Annotated in this window: 14 protein-coding genes and 1 pseudogene; 6 read left to right on the top strand and 9 right to left on the bottom strand. The window is 50.0% G+C overall.

The window, feature by feature from the left end; genetic code table 11:
* The 4 genes and pseudogenes from HMPREF3168_RS10325 to HMPREF3168_RS05135 form a co-directional block, all read right to left on the bottom strand.
* Positions 1-213, bottom strand: a pseudogene (locus HMPREF3168_RS10325) (hypothetical protein); the annotation flags it as partial.
* A 155-nt stretch (positions 214-368) separates the two neighbouring features.
* Entirely contained in the window at positions 369-947 is a 579-nt protein-coding gene (locus HMPREF3168_RS05125; protein ID WP_003614850.1) for a tetratricopeptide repeat protein, read from the bottom strand.
* A 23-nt stretch (positions 948-970) separates the two neighbouring features.
* Positions 971-2,158, bottom strand: coding sequence for a DUF2325 domain-containing protein (locus HMPREF3168_RS05130; RefSeq protein WP_070488826.1), 1,188 nt, complete (start codon positions 2,156-2,158; stop codon positions 971-973).
* A 148-nt stretch (positions 2,159-2,306) separates the two neighbouring features.
* Positions 2,307-3,455, bottom strand: coding sequence for a glycerate kinase family protein (locus HMPREF3168_RS05135; RefSeq protein WP_070488829.1), 1,149 nt, complete (start codon positions 3,453-3,455; stop codon positions 2,307-2,309).
* A gap of 232 nt (positions 3,456-3,687) precedes the next feature.
* Between HMPREF3168_RS05135 and xerS the strand changes: the two genes are divergently transcribed.
* Positions 3,688-4,764, top strand: a complete 1,077-nt coding sequence (gene xerS / locus HMPREF3168_RS05140; RefSeq protein WP_002878488.1) for a tyrosine recombinase XerS — start codon at positions 3,688-3,690, stop codon at positions 4,762-4,764.
* Between the two features lie 68 nt (positions 4,765-4,832).
* Here xerS and HMPREF3168_RS05145 read toward each other — a convergent pair whose 3' ends face one another.
* Together HMPREF3168_RS05145 and HMPREF3168_RS05150 are read right to left on the bottom strand one after the other, a co-directional pair.
* Complete coding sequence (locus HMPREF3168_RS05145; RefSeq protein ID WP_070488832.1) at positions 4,833-6,116, bottom strand: dihydroorotase; 1,284 nt, start codon at positions 6,114-6,116, stop codon at positions 4,833-4,835.
* On the bottom strand, positions 6,116-7,126 hold the full coding sequence (locus HMPREF3168_RS05150; protein ID WP_070488835.1) for an aspartate carbamoyltransferase catalytic subunit: 1,011 nt from the start codon (positions 7,124-7,126) through the stop codon (positions 6,116-6,118). Before HMPREF3168_RS05150 ends, HMPREF3168_RS05145 begins: the two co-directional genes overlap by 1 nt.
* A gap of 405 nt (positions 7,127-7,531) precedes the next feature.
* Between HMPREF3168_RS05150 and HMPREF3168_RS05155 the strand changes: the two genes are divergently transcribed.
* Positions 7,532-8,050, top strand: a complete 519-nt coding sequence (locus HMPREF3168_RS05155; RefSeq protein ID WP_003614844.1) for a nitroreductase family protein — start codon at positions 7,532-7,534, stop codon at positions 8,048-8,050.
* Positions 8,051-8,233: 183 nt separating this feature from the next.
* Positions 8,234-8,575 (top strand): FtsX-like permease family protein, encoded by a 342-nt coding sequence (locus HMPREF3168_RS05160; protein ID WP_070488838.1) that lies wholly within the window; start codon positions 8,234-8,236, stop codon positions 8,573-8,575.
* A gap of 58 nt (positions 8,576-8,633) precedes the next feature.
* On the opposite strand, the gene HMPREF3168_RS05165 is transcribed toward HMPREF3168_RS05160, so the two are convergent.
* The gene (locus tag HMPREF3168_RS05165; protein WP_003612703.1) at positions 8,634-9,257 is read right to left on the bottom strand and encodes a histidine phosphatase family protein; all 624 of its coding nucleotides are present in this window, start codon (positions 9,255-9,257) and stop codon (positions 8,634-8,636) included.
* 343 nt (positions 9,258-9,600) lie between these two features.
* Here HMPREF3168_RS05165 and serC point away from each other — a divergent pair, with 343 nt between their 5' ends.
* From serC to HMPREF3168_RS05180, 3 genes are all read left to right on the top strand, one after another.
* Entirely contained in the window at positions 9,601-10,683 is a 1,083-nt protein-coding gene (serC, locus tag HMPREF3168_RS05170; RefSeq protein ID WP_070488841.1) for a 3-phosphoserine/phosphohydroxythreonine transaminase, read from the top strand.
* A gap of 18 nt (positions 10,684-10,701) precedes the next feature.
* Positions 10,702-11,877, top strand: a complete 1,176-nt coding sequence (locus HMPREF3168_RS05175) for a 3-phosphoglycerate dehydrogenase family protein (protein ID WP_070488844.1) — start codon at positions 10,702-10,704, stop codon at positions 11,875-11,877.
* A gap of 200 nt (positions 11,878-12,077) precedes the next feature.
* Positions 12,078-12,989, top strand: coding sequence for an EamA family transporter (locus HMPREF3168_RS05180; protein WP_070488847.1), 912 nt, complete (start codon positions 12,078-12,080; stop codon positions 12,987-12,989).
* Positions 12,990-13,058: 69 nt separating this feature from the next.
* On the opposite strand, the gene HMPREF3168_RS05185 is transcribed toward HMPREF3168_RS05180, so the two are convergent.
* Positions 13,059-14,129: a hypothetical protein gene (locus HMPREF3168_RS05185; protein WP_070488850.1), complete on the bottom strand. Its 1,071-nt coding sequence runs from the start codon at positions 14,127-14,129 to the stop codon at positions 13,059-13,061.
* Between the two features lie 55 nt (positions 14,130-14,184).
* Positions 14,185-15,066 carry a DegV family protein gene (locus HMPREF3168_RS05190; protein ID WP_002879161.1) on the bottom strand — a complete coding sequence of 294 codons (882 nt, stop codon included), beginning with the start codon at positions 15,064-15,066 and terminating at the stop codon, positions 14,185-14,187.
* Between the last annotated feature and the right edge of the window lie 147 nt (positions 15,067-15,213).

Below are 15,213 nucleotides of genomic sequence, written 5' to 3' on the forward strand. Positions count from 1 at the left end.
TTCCTGCGACTTTAGTCGTAGGAGGTTCAAGATTAGCAAGAGGCCTAAAGACCAGTAGCTGCTGCGTTTCTGCTGCTTGCTGTAGTGGATGTTCTTGTAGACCAAGGCAAGCAAGCCAGCAATAAATAATGAAATAATTATCTCAATAGTTGTATAGTAGTCTAGCAGGTTGACAGCAGCATGCTGGTTAAACACCCATAATCTATCTATCATTTTTACATCTATCCAAATCTATAGCTTTTAAGTTATTATTACCTGTACATCTATCATTATAAACCAAGCTGATTGCAGGGCTAAAGAAAATAGCTATTTTGGATAAATCAGAAAAAAAGCAGCTACCCGGTTCGCCCCAGGCAGCTGCTTAAAACTTATGAAAACATTTCGCTTACTATCTCATCATGCAGCTTGTTGATCCGCTGGCTCGTCTTTTGCCAGTTGTACTCGCCATGCTGCTTGTTCCGGTAGGCATAAAGCTGAGCCTCATTGATATACTTCAAGGCCAGGTCCCAGCGCTGGTCAGTCCCCCAGCCTCTGGCGTAGCAAAGGGCCAGGCGGTAGTCGATCTCAGCAATCATGTCTTCGTCGCCTTCCTGCAGGACGCTTTCCGCCATGCTGTAATATTGAAAGGCAATCTCGTCGTTTCTCTTTACAAAATTGCCAAAACGGAAAGCATCCCCCAGCTTATAGAAGGCATTCGGGTTGCCGGCCAAAGATGCTTGAGTAAAGTAGTAAAAAGCCTTCTCCTGGTCGGCTTCACCAACCCGGCCAAATGCATAGATGTAGCCTAAATTGCACATAGCCTGGGAATTGCCGTAGTCAGCTGCCTTTTTATAGCACTGCAGGGCCAGTTCATAGTCCCCCTGCCGGTAGGCTTCCGCCCCCCGGTCCAGCCAGGTCGCACCGATTTTATCCATCTCAACGAATTTATCTTTGTCCAAAAATGCCACTTTATCGCCAACCTTTCTAAAAATTAACTAAGTGCCAGCTCCTTGACCGGATACGCGATCGGCTGGGTAGATGTCTCATAAGCCGGCAGGCCGTGCATAGCCCGGTAGATCGCCCGCTCAATTGAAGACAGGCCCGCCGAATCCGCGATGGCCAGCCGCTTGGCATACTTGCGCAGAGCCTTGCTGGTTGAGTGCTTATTCAAATTCTGCACCATGACCGTTACGTCAGCCCGCTTGAGAGCGTGCTTGTAAAAAGATTCCGTATCGGAAAACTTGAAGGCGTCAATCACCTTGCAGCGGCCGTGGTGCTCACCTACCATCTTCTGAATCTCCTGGCTGCGGAGCTCATTGCCGATGACCACCGCCACGCTGCGGCCATGCAGGTCGAAATTCAAGGTCGTTACGCTCTCTCCTTTATCCTTGTCTTCCTTTTCGCTTTTTACCTTCTTTTCAGCCGGCTTTTCCTTCTTTGGAGCTTCTTCTCCCTTAGTCTGGCTGACCCAGCGGACGATCATATTGCTGGGGCTGTTCTTATACCAGGCCAAGTCAACGATGTCGCCTTCATGGACAAAACCTGTCTCGGTTTGCCGAGCATCAATGATCGCCGGCACCTCATAGCGGTCAATGCCCGCGCACTCACTCAAGCTCTCGCCCATGGCGCTGCGGCTGACATACAAGTCGCCGACAGGATCCCTTTCTACCACCCCATATGACATAGTTGCGATATTAGAAGGCAGGTTGCCGGCTTCCACTATCCGGACTACCCGGGGCGGCTGGCTGCTGGGGTCCAGCTCGACTAAATCGCCGTTTTCCACGTTCAGATTTTTGACGGCCAGCTCATTGATCTCGCTGACCAGGTCCCCCTGCTCGGTGTAAAAACTCCCGCCCTTCAAGGCCCGGGAAAAACGGCAGAGCTGGTTGCCAGCCGAGATCTGGTAATGAATGCTGGCGGTTGGTTCTTCATGACGGATGATTTTGACTTGCTCCTTGTCCTCTGTTTCCGCATCTGCTAGGTCCCCGCCGCTATCTGCCTCTTCAATGGCGTCTGAGTCATCAGAAGCTTCTTCGTCTTCATCATCCAGGTCAACTCTGGCCAGGGTCAAGAGGTTTTCAATCGCGACTGCTCCCAGGCGCAAGGATGTACTGCTGTCGTCCAAAGCATCCAAGATATTCCGCACTTGCTCACGATAGTCTAAATAGTATTCTTTCATCTTTTTGCACCCCTTAATTTTTGAATTCTCTCTCCTCGTCTATTCTTATTATCGCAATCTTTTGAAAAAAATTACAGAGCATATGCGAAAATAATCGGCTGAAAGACAAAAAAATGAAAAAATGCTATTTTTCCTTAATAGTAAGCCTTTACTGTAAATTTACTCTGGCGGCCTTAACCACCCGGGCTACGTTTTCACTGGTCCGGGCTAAATTATCTCCTCCGTCTGCTAAAGCTTCCGGCAAGCTGCAGATGCCTGGCAGGATGCCAAAAATCCCCGTAAAGCCTGCTTCATATAAGCTGTCAATTCCATCTCCGACCTGGCCAGCCAGGGCAAAAACCGGTATGCCAAGCTTTTTGGCAACTTGGGCCACGGCATAGGGTGTCTTGCCGAATTTAGTCTGGAAGTCAATCCCGCCTTCGCCCGTAAAGACATAGTCAGCATCCCGCATCTTTTCCGCCAAATGGCTCTCCTCGATCACGATCTGGGCGCCCGCCTGCATCTGGCAATTGCTGAAGGCCAAAAAGCCCGCTCCCAGGCCGCCAGCCGCCCCGCTGCCAGGAACGTTCTCTACGTCTTTTCCAACTTGCTCCTTGATCACGGCCGCATAATGGTGAAGGCTAGCGTCAAGCTTCTGGACCATCTCCTTGTCCGCCCCTTTTTGCGGGCCGAAAACCGCAGATGCTCCATTGGGTCCGGTCAAAGGATTGGTCACGTCACTGGCCAGGATTATTTCTGCTTCTTTTAAGCGGGGAGCCAAGCCGCTGGTATCAATTCTGGCTAATTGGTCTAAACTTCCTCCGCCAAAAGGCAGCTCTTGGCCATTTTTATCTAAAAACCTAACCCCTAAAGCCTGAGCCAGGCCGGCACCGCCATCGTTAGTCGCGCTGCCGCCTAAGCCCACGATAATCTTTTTAACGCCCCGCTTCAACGCGTCAAGCAGCAGCTCCCCGATCCCAAAAGTAGTTGCCGTCATTGGATCGAGGTCCTTTTTCGCAAGCAAGCCCAGGCCGCTGGCTGCTGCCGTCTCGATCACCGCGCATTCCCCGTCATTGATCAGACCATAGCTGGCCAAGAGCCTTCTGCCATCGGGACCGGTAACCATCTTTTCCACTTTTTCCCCGGGGATGCAGGACAAGATTGCATCGACCGTCCCCTCGCCCCCATCGGCCATGGGGACCTGGACGACTTCGGCCTCGGGAAAGACCCGCTTGATCCCATCTGCCATGGCCTGGCAGGCCGCTTTGGCTGACAAGCTTTCCTTGAAACTGTCGCTGGCTGTAATAAACTTGAGCATTTTTCTGCCTCTTTCATTTTTTCAATAGTCAGCTCTATTTTAACGCTTTTCCAAGCAAAAAGCCGCCTGGCTGAAAGACAGTCAACTGATCAACTAGCTGTCGGTTCGCCTTCTTTCTAGTATAATTAAGCTAACGGAAAAATATTGGTAATTATAGCATCTTAGAAGAAATGTTGACCATCATTGAAGACGAGTACAAGAACCACTTTTTGGAGAAAGGATAAGGAGTCATATGGAAACCAAGAAATACCTCTCCCTCATCGACCGGGAAATGGCCCAGATGCCGGACTTTGTCAAGGAATACCAGCTGGAAACAAGGCACTCTCTGACTACCAGCTACCAGTACTTAACGGAAATCCGCCGCTTTTTCTCCTGGCTGATCGCTGAAAATTTGACCCAGGCGAAAAGTCCCAGCCAAGTGCTGCCAAGCGACCTGGAAAAATTGAGCCGGAGCGATGTCATGCTCTACCTGGATAAACTGGAGCACAGCAGGAACAAGCAGGGACACCTCAACTCCCCGACGACCGTCAACCGGTCGCTCAACGCCCTGCGCTCCTTGTACAAGTACTTGACGATCACGGCTGACAAGAACAATGGCGAGCCTTATTTTGACCGCAATGTCATGCTCAAGATCAATTCCCTTCCTTATACAAGCACCTTGAACTACCGGGCTCATGCCTTAGAAGCTCACATGTACACCGGCAACTTGAAATACCAGTTCATGGACTTTTTGGACCAAAAATTTGCCGGCCTCTGCAGTGGACGCGCCCTTTCTTCTTTTAAGCAAAACAAGGAACGGGACATGGCAGTCATCGCTTTGATCTTAGGCACGGGAATCCGGGTTTCTGAATGCGCCGGGGTTGACATGAAGGACCTCAACTTAAAAGAGGCAACTTTAGATATCACCCGGAAGGGCGGACAGAGAGACTCAGTGCCAGTTGCTGACTGGACCCTCCCCTACCTGGAAAAGTACCTGGCAATCCGGGCAGACCGCTACAAGGCCCCAGCCACTAACAAGGCCTTTTTCTTAACCAGCTACCACCAGGAATGCCGGCGGATGACGACCAATGCCATCGAAAAAATGGTTGGCAAGTATTCTGCTGCCTTCGGCCACCCTCTCACCCCCCACAAGCTCCGCCACACGGTCGCTTCTGAACTCTATCAGGCGACCAAGGACCAGGTCATGGTCGCCCAGCAACTGGGGCAAAAAGGCACCTCAGCCACCGACCTATACACCCACGTTGACCAAAGAGAGCAACGGGCCGCCCTCAATGCCAGCGCCAAACAAAATAAGTCCTCCTCTGATTAGAGAAGGACTTATTTTCGTCTTTTGCTAGTTATTTTCTTCTGTGGTAAAAATTTTATTTTGCCATTTGCCTAGTCGGCAAAGTGCTTGCTCTTGTAAACCAGCTTGCCGCTGACAAAAGTCAAGGCGGTCATGCCGTAGACTTCCTGGCCGGTGAAAGGTGTGTTAACCCCCTTGGACAAGTAGTCTTCTTCGGCCAGTTTTTCGGCGTGGTCCAGGTCAAAGACGGCCAGGTCGGCTTCCTTGCCTGGAGCCAGGACACCAGCGTCCAGGCCAAAGAGCTTGGCTGGCTGGTAGCTCATGAGGTCCAAAAGCAGGCTCAGGTCCATTTGCCCGCTCTTGACGAACTTGGTGTAAAGGCTGGCAAAAGCAGTTTCATTGCCAATGATCCCAAAAGCAGCCTTCCGCATATCACCGGCCTTTTCTTCCCGGCTGTGCGGAGCATGGTCAGTCGCGATCAAGTCGATCGTCCCGTCCAGGATCCCTTCAATCAAGGCAAACTGGTCTTCCTTTGATCTAAGCGGCGGGTTCATCTTGTAGTAACCGTTGTTGCCGTCAATCTCTTCTTCGCTCAAAAGCAGGTGGTGAGGTGCGGCTTCGGCGGTTACATTGATTCCGTATTCCTTGGCGATCCGGATCAGTTCTACGCTTTCCTTGGTAGAAACGTGGCAGGCATGGTAGTGAACCCCGGTAGCCTGCGCCAAAACCAGGTCTCTGGCCAATTGTGCAGATTCACTGACCCCCAGGATGCCTGGCAGGCCGAGTTCTTCCGCCTTCTCGCCGGCATTCATCACCCCATGATGGTAAAGAGAGTCATCCTGGATGTGCTCACAGATGGCCAGGCCTACCTTAGCAGCTTCCTGCATAGCTTCATACATAGTGCCGGCTTGCTGGATGCCGTGGCCGTCATTGCTGAAGGCAAAAGCCCCCGCTTCTTTCAAGGCCGCCATGTCAACCACCTGGTCACTGGTCAGGTCTTCAGTAATAGCCCCGTATTGCTTGAGGTGGACGCAGCTGTTGGCTTCATTTAAAGCAACCTGCTTTTCAAAAGTTTCCAGGTCATCTGGGACCGGGTCAACATTAGGCATGGTGCAGACCGTGGTGAAACCGCCCCGGGACGCTGCTTCAGACCCCGTCTTGATGGTTTCCTTGTAGGTAAAGCCCGGCTCTCTGTAGTGTTCGTGGATGTCCACTAAGCCAGGTGCCAGGAGCTTGCCCTTTAAGTCGTAGACTTCAGCACCCTCTTCTGGCAGATCCAGGCCGATGGCCTGGATCTTGCTGCCGGAGATCAAGACGTCTTCGTTGATGAATTCGCCTTCCTGGTAAACCAGGCCGTTTTTCAGCAAAATGGTCATTATTCAAGGCCTCCCAACTTACGGCCGCGCAGAACGGCTTCGATCATGGCCATTCTGACAAAGACCCCGTTGTGCATTTGGACAGCGTAGCGGGACTTAGGTGCTTCAACCAGGTCACCGTCCCATTCAACCCCGCGGTTGATTGGGCCCGGGTGCATGATGATGGCGTCATCCTTAAGCATGTCGTAGCGGCGTTGGTTAAGACCGTAGGCAGCATTGTAGTCCTTGGCATCAAAGAGCTGTTCAGTCTTGGCTTCTGCCCCGTTGTGGCGTTCGTGCTGAACTCTGAGCAGCATCAAGACGTCCAGTTCTGGGATTTCATCGTCAATGTTCTTGACATAAGTGCCGTACTTGCTGAATTCTTCAGCGTCGTACCAGTATTCCGGACCTGAGAAGTAGACTTCCGCGCCCAGGGTGTTCAAGATTTCCATGTTTGACCGGGCAACCCGGGAGCTGGTCAAGTCACCGACGATCATGATCTTCAAGCCGTCGAAGTGGCCGAATTCGTTGTAGATGGTCATCATGTCCAGCATGCTTTGGGATGGGTGCTGGCCGGAACCGTCACCAGCGTTAACCAGGCCCATTTGCAGGTGCTGGCCTTCCTTTGAACGGATGATTTCGTTGTAGTAGGCGTTTTCCGGGTGTCTGATCACGCTGATTTCGATGCCTAGAGATGCCATGGTCAGTTCAGTGTCGTAGAGGTTTTCCCCCTTGTTGACTGAAGAGTGGGATGGGTCAAATGGGATTACAGTCAAGCCCAGTCTTCTTTCAGCAACTTCAAAGCTGGTGTGGGTCCGGGTTGAGTTTTCAAAGAACATGTTGGTGCAGAAGATTGGCCGGCTCAAGGCTGGTACTTCCCCGCCGTTCTTGAAGTATTGGGCTCTTTGCAGCAGGTGCAGCACGTCGTCGGCGCTCAGTTGTTCAACGCTGACAAAGTAAGGCAGACGGAGCAAGTTGTCTTGCTCGTCTTCAGTTTCGACAACGACTTGGTTTTGGCTAACAGTGGTCATGATGATTTGGCATCCTTTCGAAAATAACTTAAGCAAAAAGACCATTTTATACACTCAGTCTCCGTGTCTAAAATGGTCTCTCAAAGTCTGCTTAAACTGCCCGGAAAGCTTCCTCCCCGGTCTTCCTGTCAATTCGAATGTTTGCCAAGAATTTCTTATTTATATATGGATTTTGAGCTGCCTTCTTAGCCTCACGGGACTAAATTTAAAGGTCATTCATATGTTTTCTTAACTATAAAGACTTTTGCCCTTTAAGTCAAGCTCTTTTATCGAAAAAGCAGGTAATTTTTTTGTAGAAAAAGTTTAAAACCATTTTCAACCGCTTACTGAAGTGATTGCGGTATAATCGAGCTAAGGAATCGACAGACATGTGTTTTGTTAGATTGACAGGAGGGAAAATCATCCATGAAGTTTACGAAATTGTTGAAATCACGTAAGTCAATCCGGACTTATACTGGCAAGCCGGCTGACAAGAAGCAGGTCAAGAAGATCATCGAAGCAGCTGAACTGGCTCCAGTAGCCCGCGGCTTATACGAGAACTACCAGCTGACGATCATTAATGACCCAAAGCTTTTAAAGGAGATCGACCAGGAAGCAGCCATGATGTTTGGCGATCTGGAATCACATCCCTTGTACGGTGTGCCGACCTTGATTTTGGTCTCTGCCAAGAAGCAGGACGAGATGGCCTATGCCAGTGCCGGGATTATTGCCCACAACATGGTTCTGGCTGCTGAAAACAAGGGCCTGGGGGCTTGCTACCTCTTTGGCGCGGCAGCTGCTCTGGCCACTCACCCAGAAACAGTTATGAAGCTGGACCTGCCAGCCGGCTTCATGCCGGTCTGCGGGGTTGGTATCGGCGAAACTGAAGAAGAACTGACCATCCGCGACCAGAAGCTGGATCGAATCGGCATCAACGAAATTTAACCGGCAAGAGTTGCTCTCATCATTAATTTGTCAGCAACTTGTAAGAGCGTGGCCATTTTACGGCACGCTCTTTTTTATGGCTAAAGTAAGCTATCATGGCACTTATTGAAGTGAAGCATAATACAAAAACTTACCAGTCCGGTGACACGACAGTTTACGCCAACCGGGACATCAACTTCTTGATTGAAAAAGTCCAACATTATTGTTGAGGAAATAATCAGAGAGCTGTCGACCATCAAGGTGCTCGGCTTCTTTGACCAGGAAACCACCCTCTACATTTACCGGGAAACGATTATCCTCTCCATTATCGGCATCCTCTGCGGCTACCTGGCCGGGATCGGCCTGCACACCTTCATCATCACCAGTCTGCCGCCAGACAACGCCAGGTTTGACCCGGCGATGAAGATCAGCAACTTCCTCTATTCAGCCTTAATTCCAGCCGTGATCACTGCTTTAGTCGCCTTGATCATGCACAAGAAGATCAAGTCCGTCAACATGCTGGATGCTTTAAAGTCCGTCGATTAAAGAGCAAATAAAAGAACGGAACCAAGCGGTTCCGTTTTTCTATATCTAATAAATATTGCTAAAAAGCAGTCACTGTCCGGTTGTAGTAGACCAGGTGCTGCTTAAATGACAGGGGGTCAACGAGGATCTTGGTGACGGAGCAGTTGTCTGGTTCCAGGATCTGCAGGCCCTGGCCACCCGTGGCATTAATGGCAAAAGATCTGACCGTGAAGCCGTGGGTCACTACCACGATCTGGTCTTCTGGATACTTTTGGCTGATTTCCTCCACGAATTCAGCGGTCCGCATTTCCACATGGGCAAAGCATTCCGCCTTTGGGGCTGCCTGCACGTAGTCTTCCGTCACGTCATTGACCAGGGGAGAAAAGTAATTCGGGTATTCAGCCATCAATTCGCTGTTCTTTTGCCCATCCCAGTCCCCGTAGGAAATCTCCAGCAGGCGGTCGTCCGTTTCAACCGGCAGGCCGGCCTTCTTGTTCAAAATCTCGGCTGTCTGCTTGGTTCTGACCAAGGGGGAAACGAAAAGGCGGTCGAAATTGCTGATGTCGAACTGGTCAGCCAGTTTTTGCGCCTGCTCCTTGCCCAGGTCGGTCAAGTAGGTGTTGGGGGTATTGATGGTCCCCTGCTTCAAGCCCGCCTTGTTGGCAAAGGTTTGCCCGTGCCGGATAAAGTAGAATGTGGTCATGCTGGTCCTCCATTGTTTCTAGACTTTCTTTTTTTCTTTTCTTCGCTAATAAATATTATACCAAAATTAAAATTGTGTTGACATTTCTAATTTTGTGCTTATAATAAAATTAATCACACGAAAGGAGCGAAAAAATGTTTACTTTACAGACAATTCAAATGCAAAACAAACTTTTTTCCTCCTCCCAGTCTTCTTCCACTTAAGAAGGCTGCGATTTGTGATGGCCTTCAGCACAGTTTAAAACAGTGAGGCCGAAACAACAACTCCAACATAACATCTCATGGCAAAGGGCACTCACGCAAGGCGGGTGCCCTTTGTTTTTTCGGAAAGGAATTCTTCACTTATGACATGCTACAACTTCGCGGCTGGTCCAGCCATGCTGCCGGTCGAAGTCATTGCCCAAATCAAACAAGACTTGCCAGATTATGCCCACAGCGGCATGAGCGTCATGGAAATCTCCCACCGGTCAGCCCTTTACAAGGAGCTCTACGCGGAAACCAAGGCCAACCTCTTGGAACTTATGAAGCTGGACCAGGCAGAATACGACGTCCTCTTCTTGACCGGCGGGGCAACCCAGCAATTCACCACAATTCCTTTGAACCTGGCCCGCAAGTACCACCGGATTGCGGTCGTGGACAGTGGTCACTGGGCCCAAAGAGCAGCAGAAGACGCGGCTAAAGTACCAGGCCTAACCGTTGACATCATCGCTAGCTCCAAGGACAACAATTACACTGCTGTTCCGGAAATCCCGACTGAATTTGATCAAGACTACGACTACCTCCACATCACGACCAACAACACTATTATGGGGACGGCCTACAGAGACGACCAAATTCCTAAGACCGACATCCCTATGGTAGCTGACATGTCCTCCAATTTTCTGGGCCAGGAATACGACTACAGCAAATTCGCTGTTATCTACGCCGGAGCGCAGAAGAACCTGGCCCCTGCCGGCTTGACCGTTTTGGTCATCAGAAAGGACCTGTTGGTCAAGCATGATGACCTGCCTGGCCTCTTTGACTTTGCTACTGAAGCCAAGAAGAAATCAGCCTTGAACACCCCGCCAGTCTTCCAGGTTTACGTGGCTGGCCTGGCCCTTAAGTGGCTTAAGGAAAAAGGCGGCGTGGCCGGTATTGAAGCCATCAACCAAGAAAAGGCCAAGCTCCTTTATGACTGCCTGGCTGAATCCAAGAATTTTGAGAGCAAGGTTGATCCAGACAGCCAGTCAATTATGAACGTGCCTTTTGTCAGCGGCGACCCGGACCTGGACGCGGAGTTTGTCAAAGAGGCAACCGCCCACCAGCTGCTTAACTTGAAAGGCCACCGCCTGGTTGGCGGGATGCGGGCAAGCATCTACAACGCCATGCCGCTGGAAGGGGTTCAGGCCCTCTGTGACTTTATTAAGGATTTTGACGCCAAGCACTAATTTTTGAAAGGATTCCCCATGTACCAAATTAAAACTTACAATGCCATTGCTAAAGAAGGCTTAGCCGAATTTGGCGACAACTACCGGATTAACCAAACTGACAATCCAGATGCCTACCTGATCAGATCAGTTGACCTCCATGACCATGAATTTCCCGAGAATTTGAAGGCCATCGCCCGCTGCGGGGCCGGCTACAATAACGTGCCTTTGGACAAGGCCCTGGAAAATGGGACTGTGGTCTTCAACACTCCAGGCGGCAACGCCAATGCCGTTAAGGAATTGGTACTGGCTTCTATGATCATCGCCAGCCGGAACATCGTGGCTGCCGCCAACTGGTCAGCTAACGCCAAGCCGGGCGCGGACATCACCCTGCGGACGGAAAAGGAAAAGACCAGCTTCAACGGAACGGAATTGCTGGGCAAGACGGTGGCCGTGATTGGTTTAGGCCACATCGGCTCACTGGTAGCCAATGCCTGCCTTGATTTGGGGATGAAGGTTGTCGGCTATGACCCATACTTGACGGTTGAAGCCGCATGGCGCTTGTCAGACCATATCAAGCGGGCCACCAGCATCGCTGACGCCGTTAAGGACGCGGACTTTGTGACCGTCCACGTGCCAAAGAACGAGGAGACGACCGGTTTGATTGCTGACGCCAAGATCGCGCAGATGAAGCCAAACACTATCTTGCTCAATTTTGCCCGCCTGGGGATCGTTGACAACAAGGCTGTCGTTGAAGCCTTGGCAGAACACCGTTTGGGCAAGTACTACACCGACTTCAGTGATGCCACGATTTTGCACAACGATGACATCGTCATCATGCCCCACATCGGCGGATCAACGATTGAAGCGGAAATCAACTGTGCCCGGATGGCGGCAAAGCAAACCATCGAATTTTTGGAAACTGGGAACATTATCAACTCGGTCAACCTGCCGAACGTGTCAGCACCGTTTGAAAGCGACCACCGGATCACTTTGATTCACAAGAACATTCCAAACATGATCGGGCAGATCTCAACCTACCTGGCTGGCCGTGGCATCAACATTGAAAACTTGGTCAACAAGGCCAAGGACAAGTACGCCTACACCATGATCGACATCGATGAGATCGACCAGGCGACCCAAGACGAGGTGGTGCTCAACCTGGAACAGATCCCGGCTGTTACCCGCGTCAGAATCTTGACTCACAAGAAATAGCTGATTTTTTAAACTTTGACTCTCTATCCTTACCATTTGAAACAAACCCTGGAAGTTGTTGATCGCGACTTCCAGGGCATTTTTTTACTTTGTTGAAGAGTCCTGCCAGCAGTGTGGTAAAATGGACAAGGTTGTTTTCTGAAAATATGCGAATAATGATGAAATCTATATCTAGAGAGAAAGAAAGTTAGAAAGAAAAGATGAAATCAAACAGCAAGTGGGCCGGCCTGGCAGCTGCTGCCTGCATCCTATGGGGTATTTCTGGCCTCTTTGCCAAGGGCCTCTTTAACTTGGACCCCCGCATCACGCCGATTTGGGTTACGCAAATGCGGCAGGTTTGCTCAGGCTTGATCCTGGTAACTGTGGCCCAGCTGACGGGCAAGCATCCCTGGCAGGTATGGAAAGACAAGAAGAGCGCGGTTCAGCTTCTGGCATATGCAGTTATCGGTGTTCTGCCCTTCCAGTACTGCTTCTTTTTGGTAGTAGCCCAGGCTAACGCGGCAATCGCGACGGTCATTCAGTTTATCGGTCCCTTCTTTGTTTTGGCCTATCTGACTTTGACTAAGCAAGAGGCTCTGCGGCCGTTTGATGTCGCGGCCAGCCTGCTTGCTTTTGGCGGAGTCTTTCTCCTGTCAACGCATGGCAATATCCATGACCTTAGGATCGCGCCTCTTACCCTTCTTTTTGGCATTATGTCAGCGGTTGGGGCAGCGGCCAACAGCTTGCTTCCCCAAGCCCTGGTGACCAGGCAGTCCACTATTTCAGTTACTGGCTGGGGCCTGCTTATCTCCGGTTTGATTTTGACGGCAATTCATCCAGTCTGGCCCAGCCTGCCGAGTTCACCGACCGTCTATCTCAACCTGTCAGTCGTCATCGTTATGGGCACGATCATCCCGACGCTTTGGCAAAACCATGCTTTAGGCCATATTTCGGGGATGACGGTCGCCTTTATGGATGCCTTTGAACCGCTGGCCTCCATGATTGGCTCCATCATCGTCTTTCACTTTCATCCGCAAATGATGGATTACGCGGCATCTGTGATGATTATTTTTGCCGTTCTCGCCCTCAATTGGACCCCGCGGAGCAAAATCAAGGCCCGAGTTGAAAAATAATCGAAAAAAAACAGCGTCAGCAGATTTTCCTGCTGGCGCTGTTTTGCTTTAGTTTTCGGTTATATTTAATTACTCATCATCACGATAGTGCAGATCATCAAAATGCTGGTCCTGCATCTTTTCAGCCATTGCCTGGCTGCGGTAGGCAATTCCATCGACCCAAGGACGGGCACCACTAGCACAAACCAATATTTGCACATTATTGCCAGCGATATTTTCAGTATGAACGGCAAAAGATGTACCACTTCCGGCAGTTTGGTACCAACCCATGACATTCATGTAGTTTAAACCGTCCTGCTGGTACAGGTGTCCCAAGCCCCAGCCTTTTACCTGATCCATTTGTTTTTCGGTTGGCGGTAACGGCATTTTGAAATCACTCGACCTAGTGTACAGGGTAGTTGTGGTTCCCTTTGTATTGTACTTGTCGTCTTGAATAAAAATTGTACTTTGGCCAAAGACGTACTTAGAATGCGTTGTCTCACCATCATAGTTGCTTGCAGAATACCAGGTTCCCTGCATTTCCGCGGGGATGGTAAAGTAGCCGCTCCGCCCTTCAGACAGGCGCTGAGTTTGTCCAGATTTATCCACGATCTCGACCTTCTTGGCCAGCTGCTTGAATTCAGCCAGCTGGCCTTTTTTAACGATATAGTCAGCCATTTCCTGCTTAGTTGCCTGGCCCAAAAAGCTGCCACTGCCTGCTACTTTTACTCCTTGGTAGAAGTAAAAAGTGCTTCCGCTAAGAGTATAATAGGTCGTCCCTGTTTGTCCGGACGCCGCGGCTTCATAAGCATAGCCGCTGCCCGGCTGCTTAAATTCGTAGTCGCTGGTCTTGTGCAGGGTAATAGTCAAAGAGCCATTCTGCCCTGCTTGAAGCAAATTAGACCATTCTCCGCCAAAGCGGTCAGCACAGTAGAGCGTAATCAAGCTGCCGCTTTCCTGCGGCGTCAGTTTTGCCGCATCAAGTTTTACTGCTTTAGCTGAACTTGACGAAGCTTTGCTGGTCTTTTTAACGCTAGACTTGCTGCTCTGACTGCTTTTATTTGAACTATTGCTTGCCTCTTTTGAAGCGGTCTGCTTGCTGCAGCCCGTCAAAAAAATACCGCAAAAAAGGGCCATAACGGCCCACTTTTTGATTCTCATTTTCCAAATTTCTTTCTTCTTTTACTGAACACAGCAAATTCTGAATTCTAAAAAACTAGAATTCCATCTGTTCAACGTCAATCATCCAAGTGATGCCGATTGACTTTTCGCCCAGGTAAGTCGCGATAACCGGGCTAAATTCGTCCATTTCAAAGACAGCCTTTGGCACTTCAGCCTTGAGGTAGTTCATGACTTCTTCAGCTTGCGCGGCGTCATTTGACTGAATGATCAAGATCCGCAGCTTGTCTTCTGGGATGTCCAATGACTTGATCTTTTCCAGGGCTTCTTGTTCGATCTTCTTAACTGCCCGCTTCATTGACCGCACCTTGTCGTAAGCCACGATCTTAGCTTCATCGTTGAAAGTCAGCAAAGGCTTGATGTTCAAGAGTGACCCGATAAAGGCGCTGGCATTGCTCAAACGGCCGCCCCGGCACAAGTTGTTCAAGTCATCAACGATAAAGAGTTCGTCGACAGTTGACCTGATTTCAGCCAGCTTGGCGATGATCTCTTCCGGACTGTAGCTATCCTTTTCGATCATCTTAGCTGCTGCCAGAACTTGGTAACCCTGCAGGCGAACAGTAATTTGTGAGTCAAACGGGTACAGGTGGTAGTCCGGGTTGCTTTGCGCGATCCCCATCAAGGTGCTGTAGGAACCTGAAATCCCGCTGGAGAGGCAAATGTAGATGATCGCGTCGTAACCCTCATCCTTGAAGTTGTCAAAAGTCGTGATGAGGTCCCCCATCTTCGGCTGGGAAGTGGTCGGGAAGCTGGAGCCACTCCGCTGCGATTCAAAAAGCTCTTCAGAAGTGATGTTGATTCCTTCCAGGTATTCCTTGTCATCGATGTAAATCGGAATAGGAATGACCTTGATATTATACTTTTCAATTTCGGCTGCGGACAAATTGGCCGTACTGTCGGTAACTAATGCGATCTTCATATTAAACCTTCCGTATTTAACGTTTTAACATGAAAATTATAGCATACTTGCCCCAGCTAAACTAGAAGAATCTTGATCATGCCTGTTTGCGTATAGAATAATTATCTGCATCCCTATATTGAACCTCCTACGACTAAAGTCGCAGGA

It is taken from the genome of Lactobacillus sp. HMSC08B12 (assembly GCF_001808415.1).
Classification (GTDB): domain Bacteria; phylum Bacillota; class Bacilli; order Lactobacillales; family Lactobacillaceae; genus Lactobacillus; species Lactobacillus delbrueckii.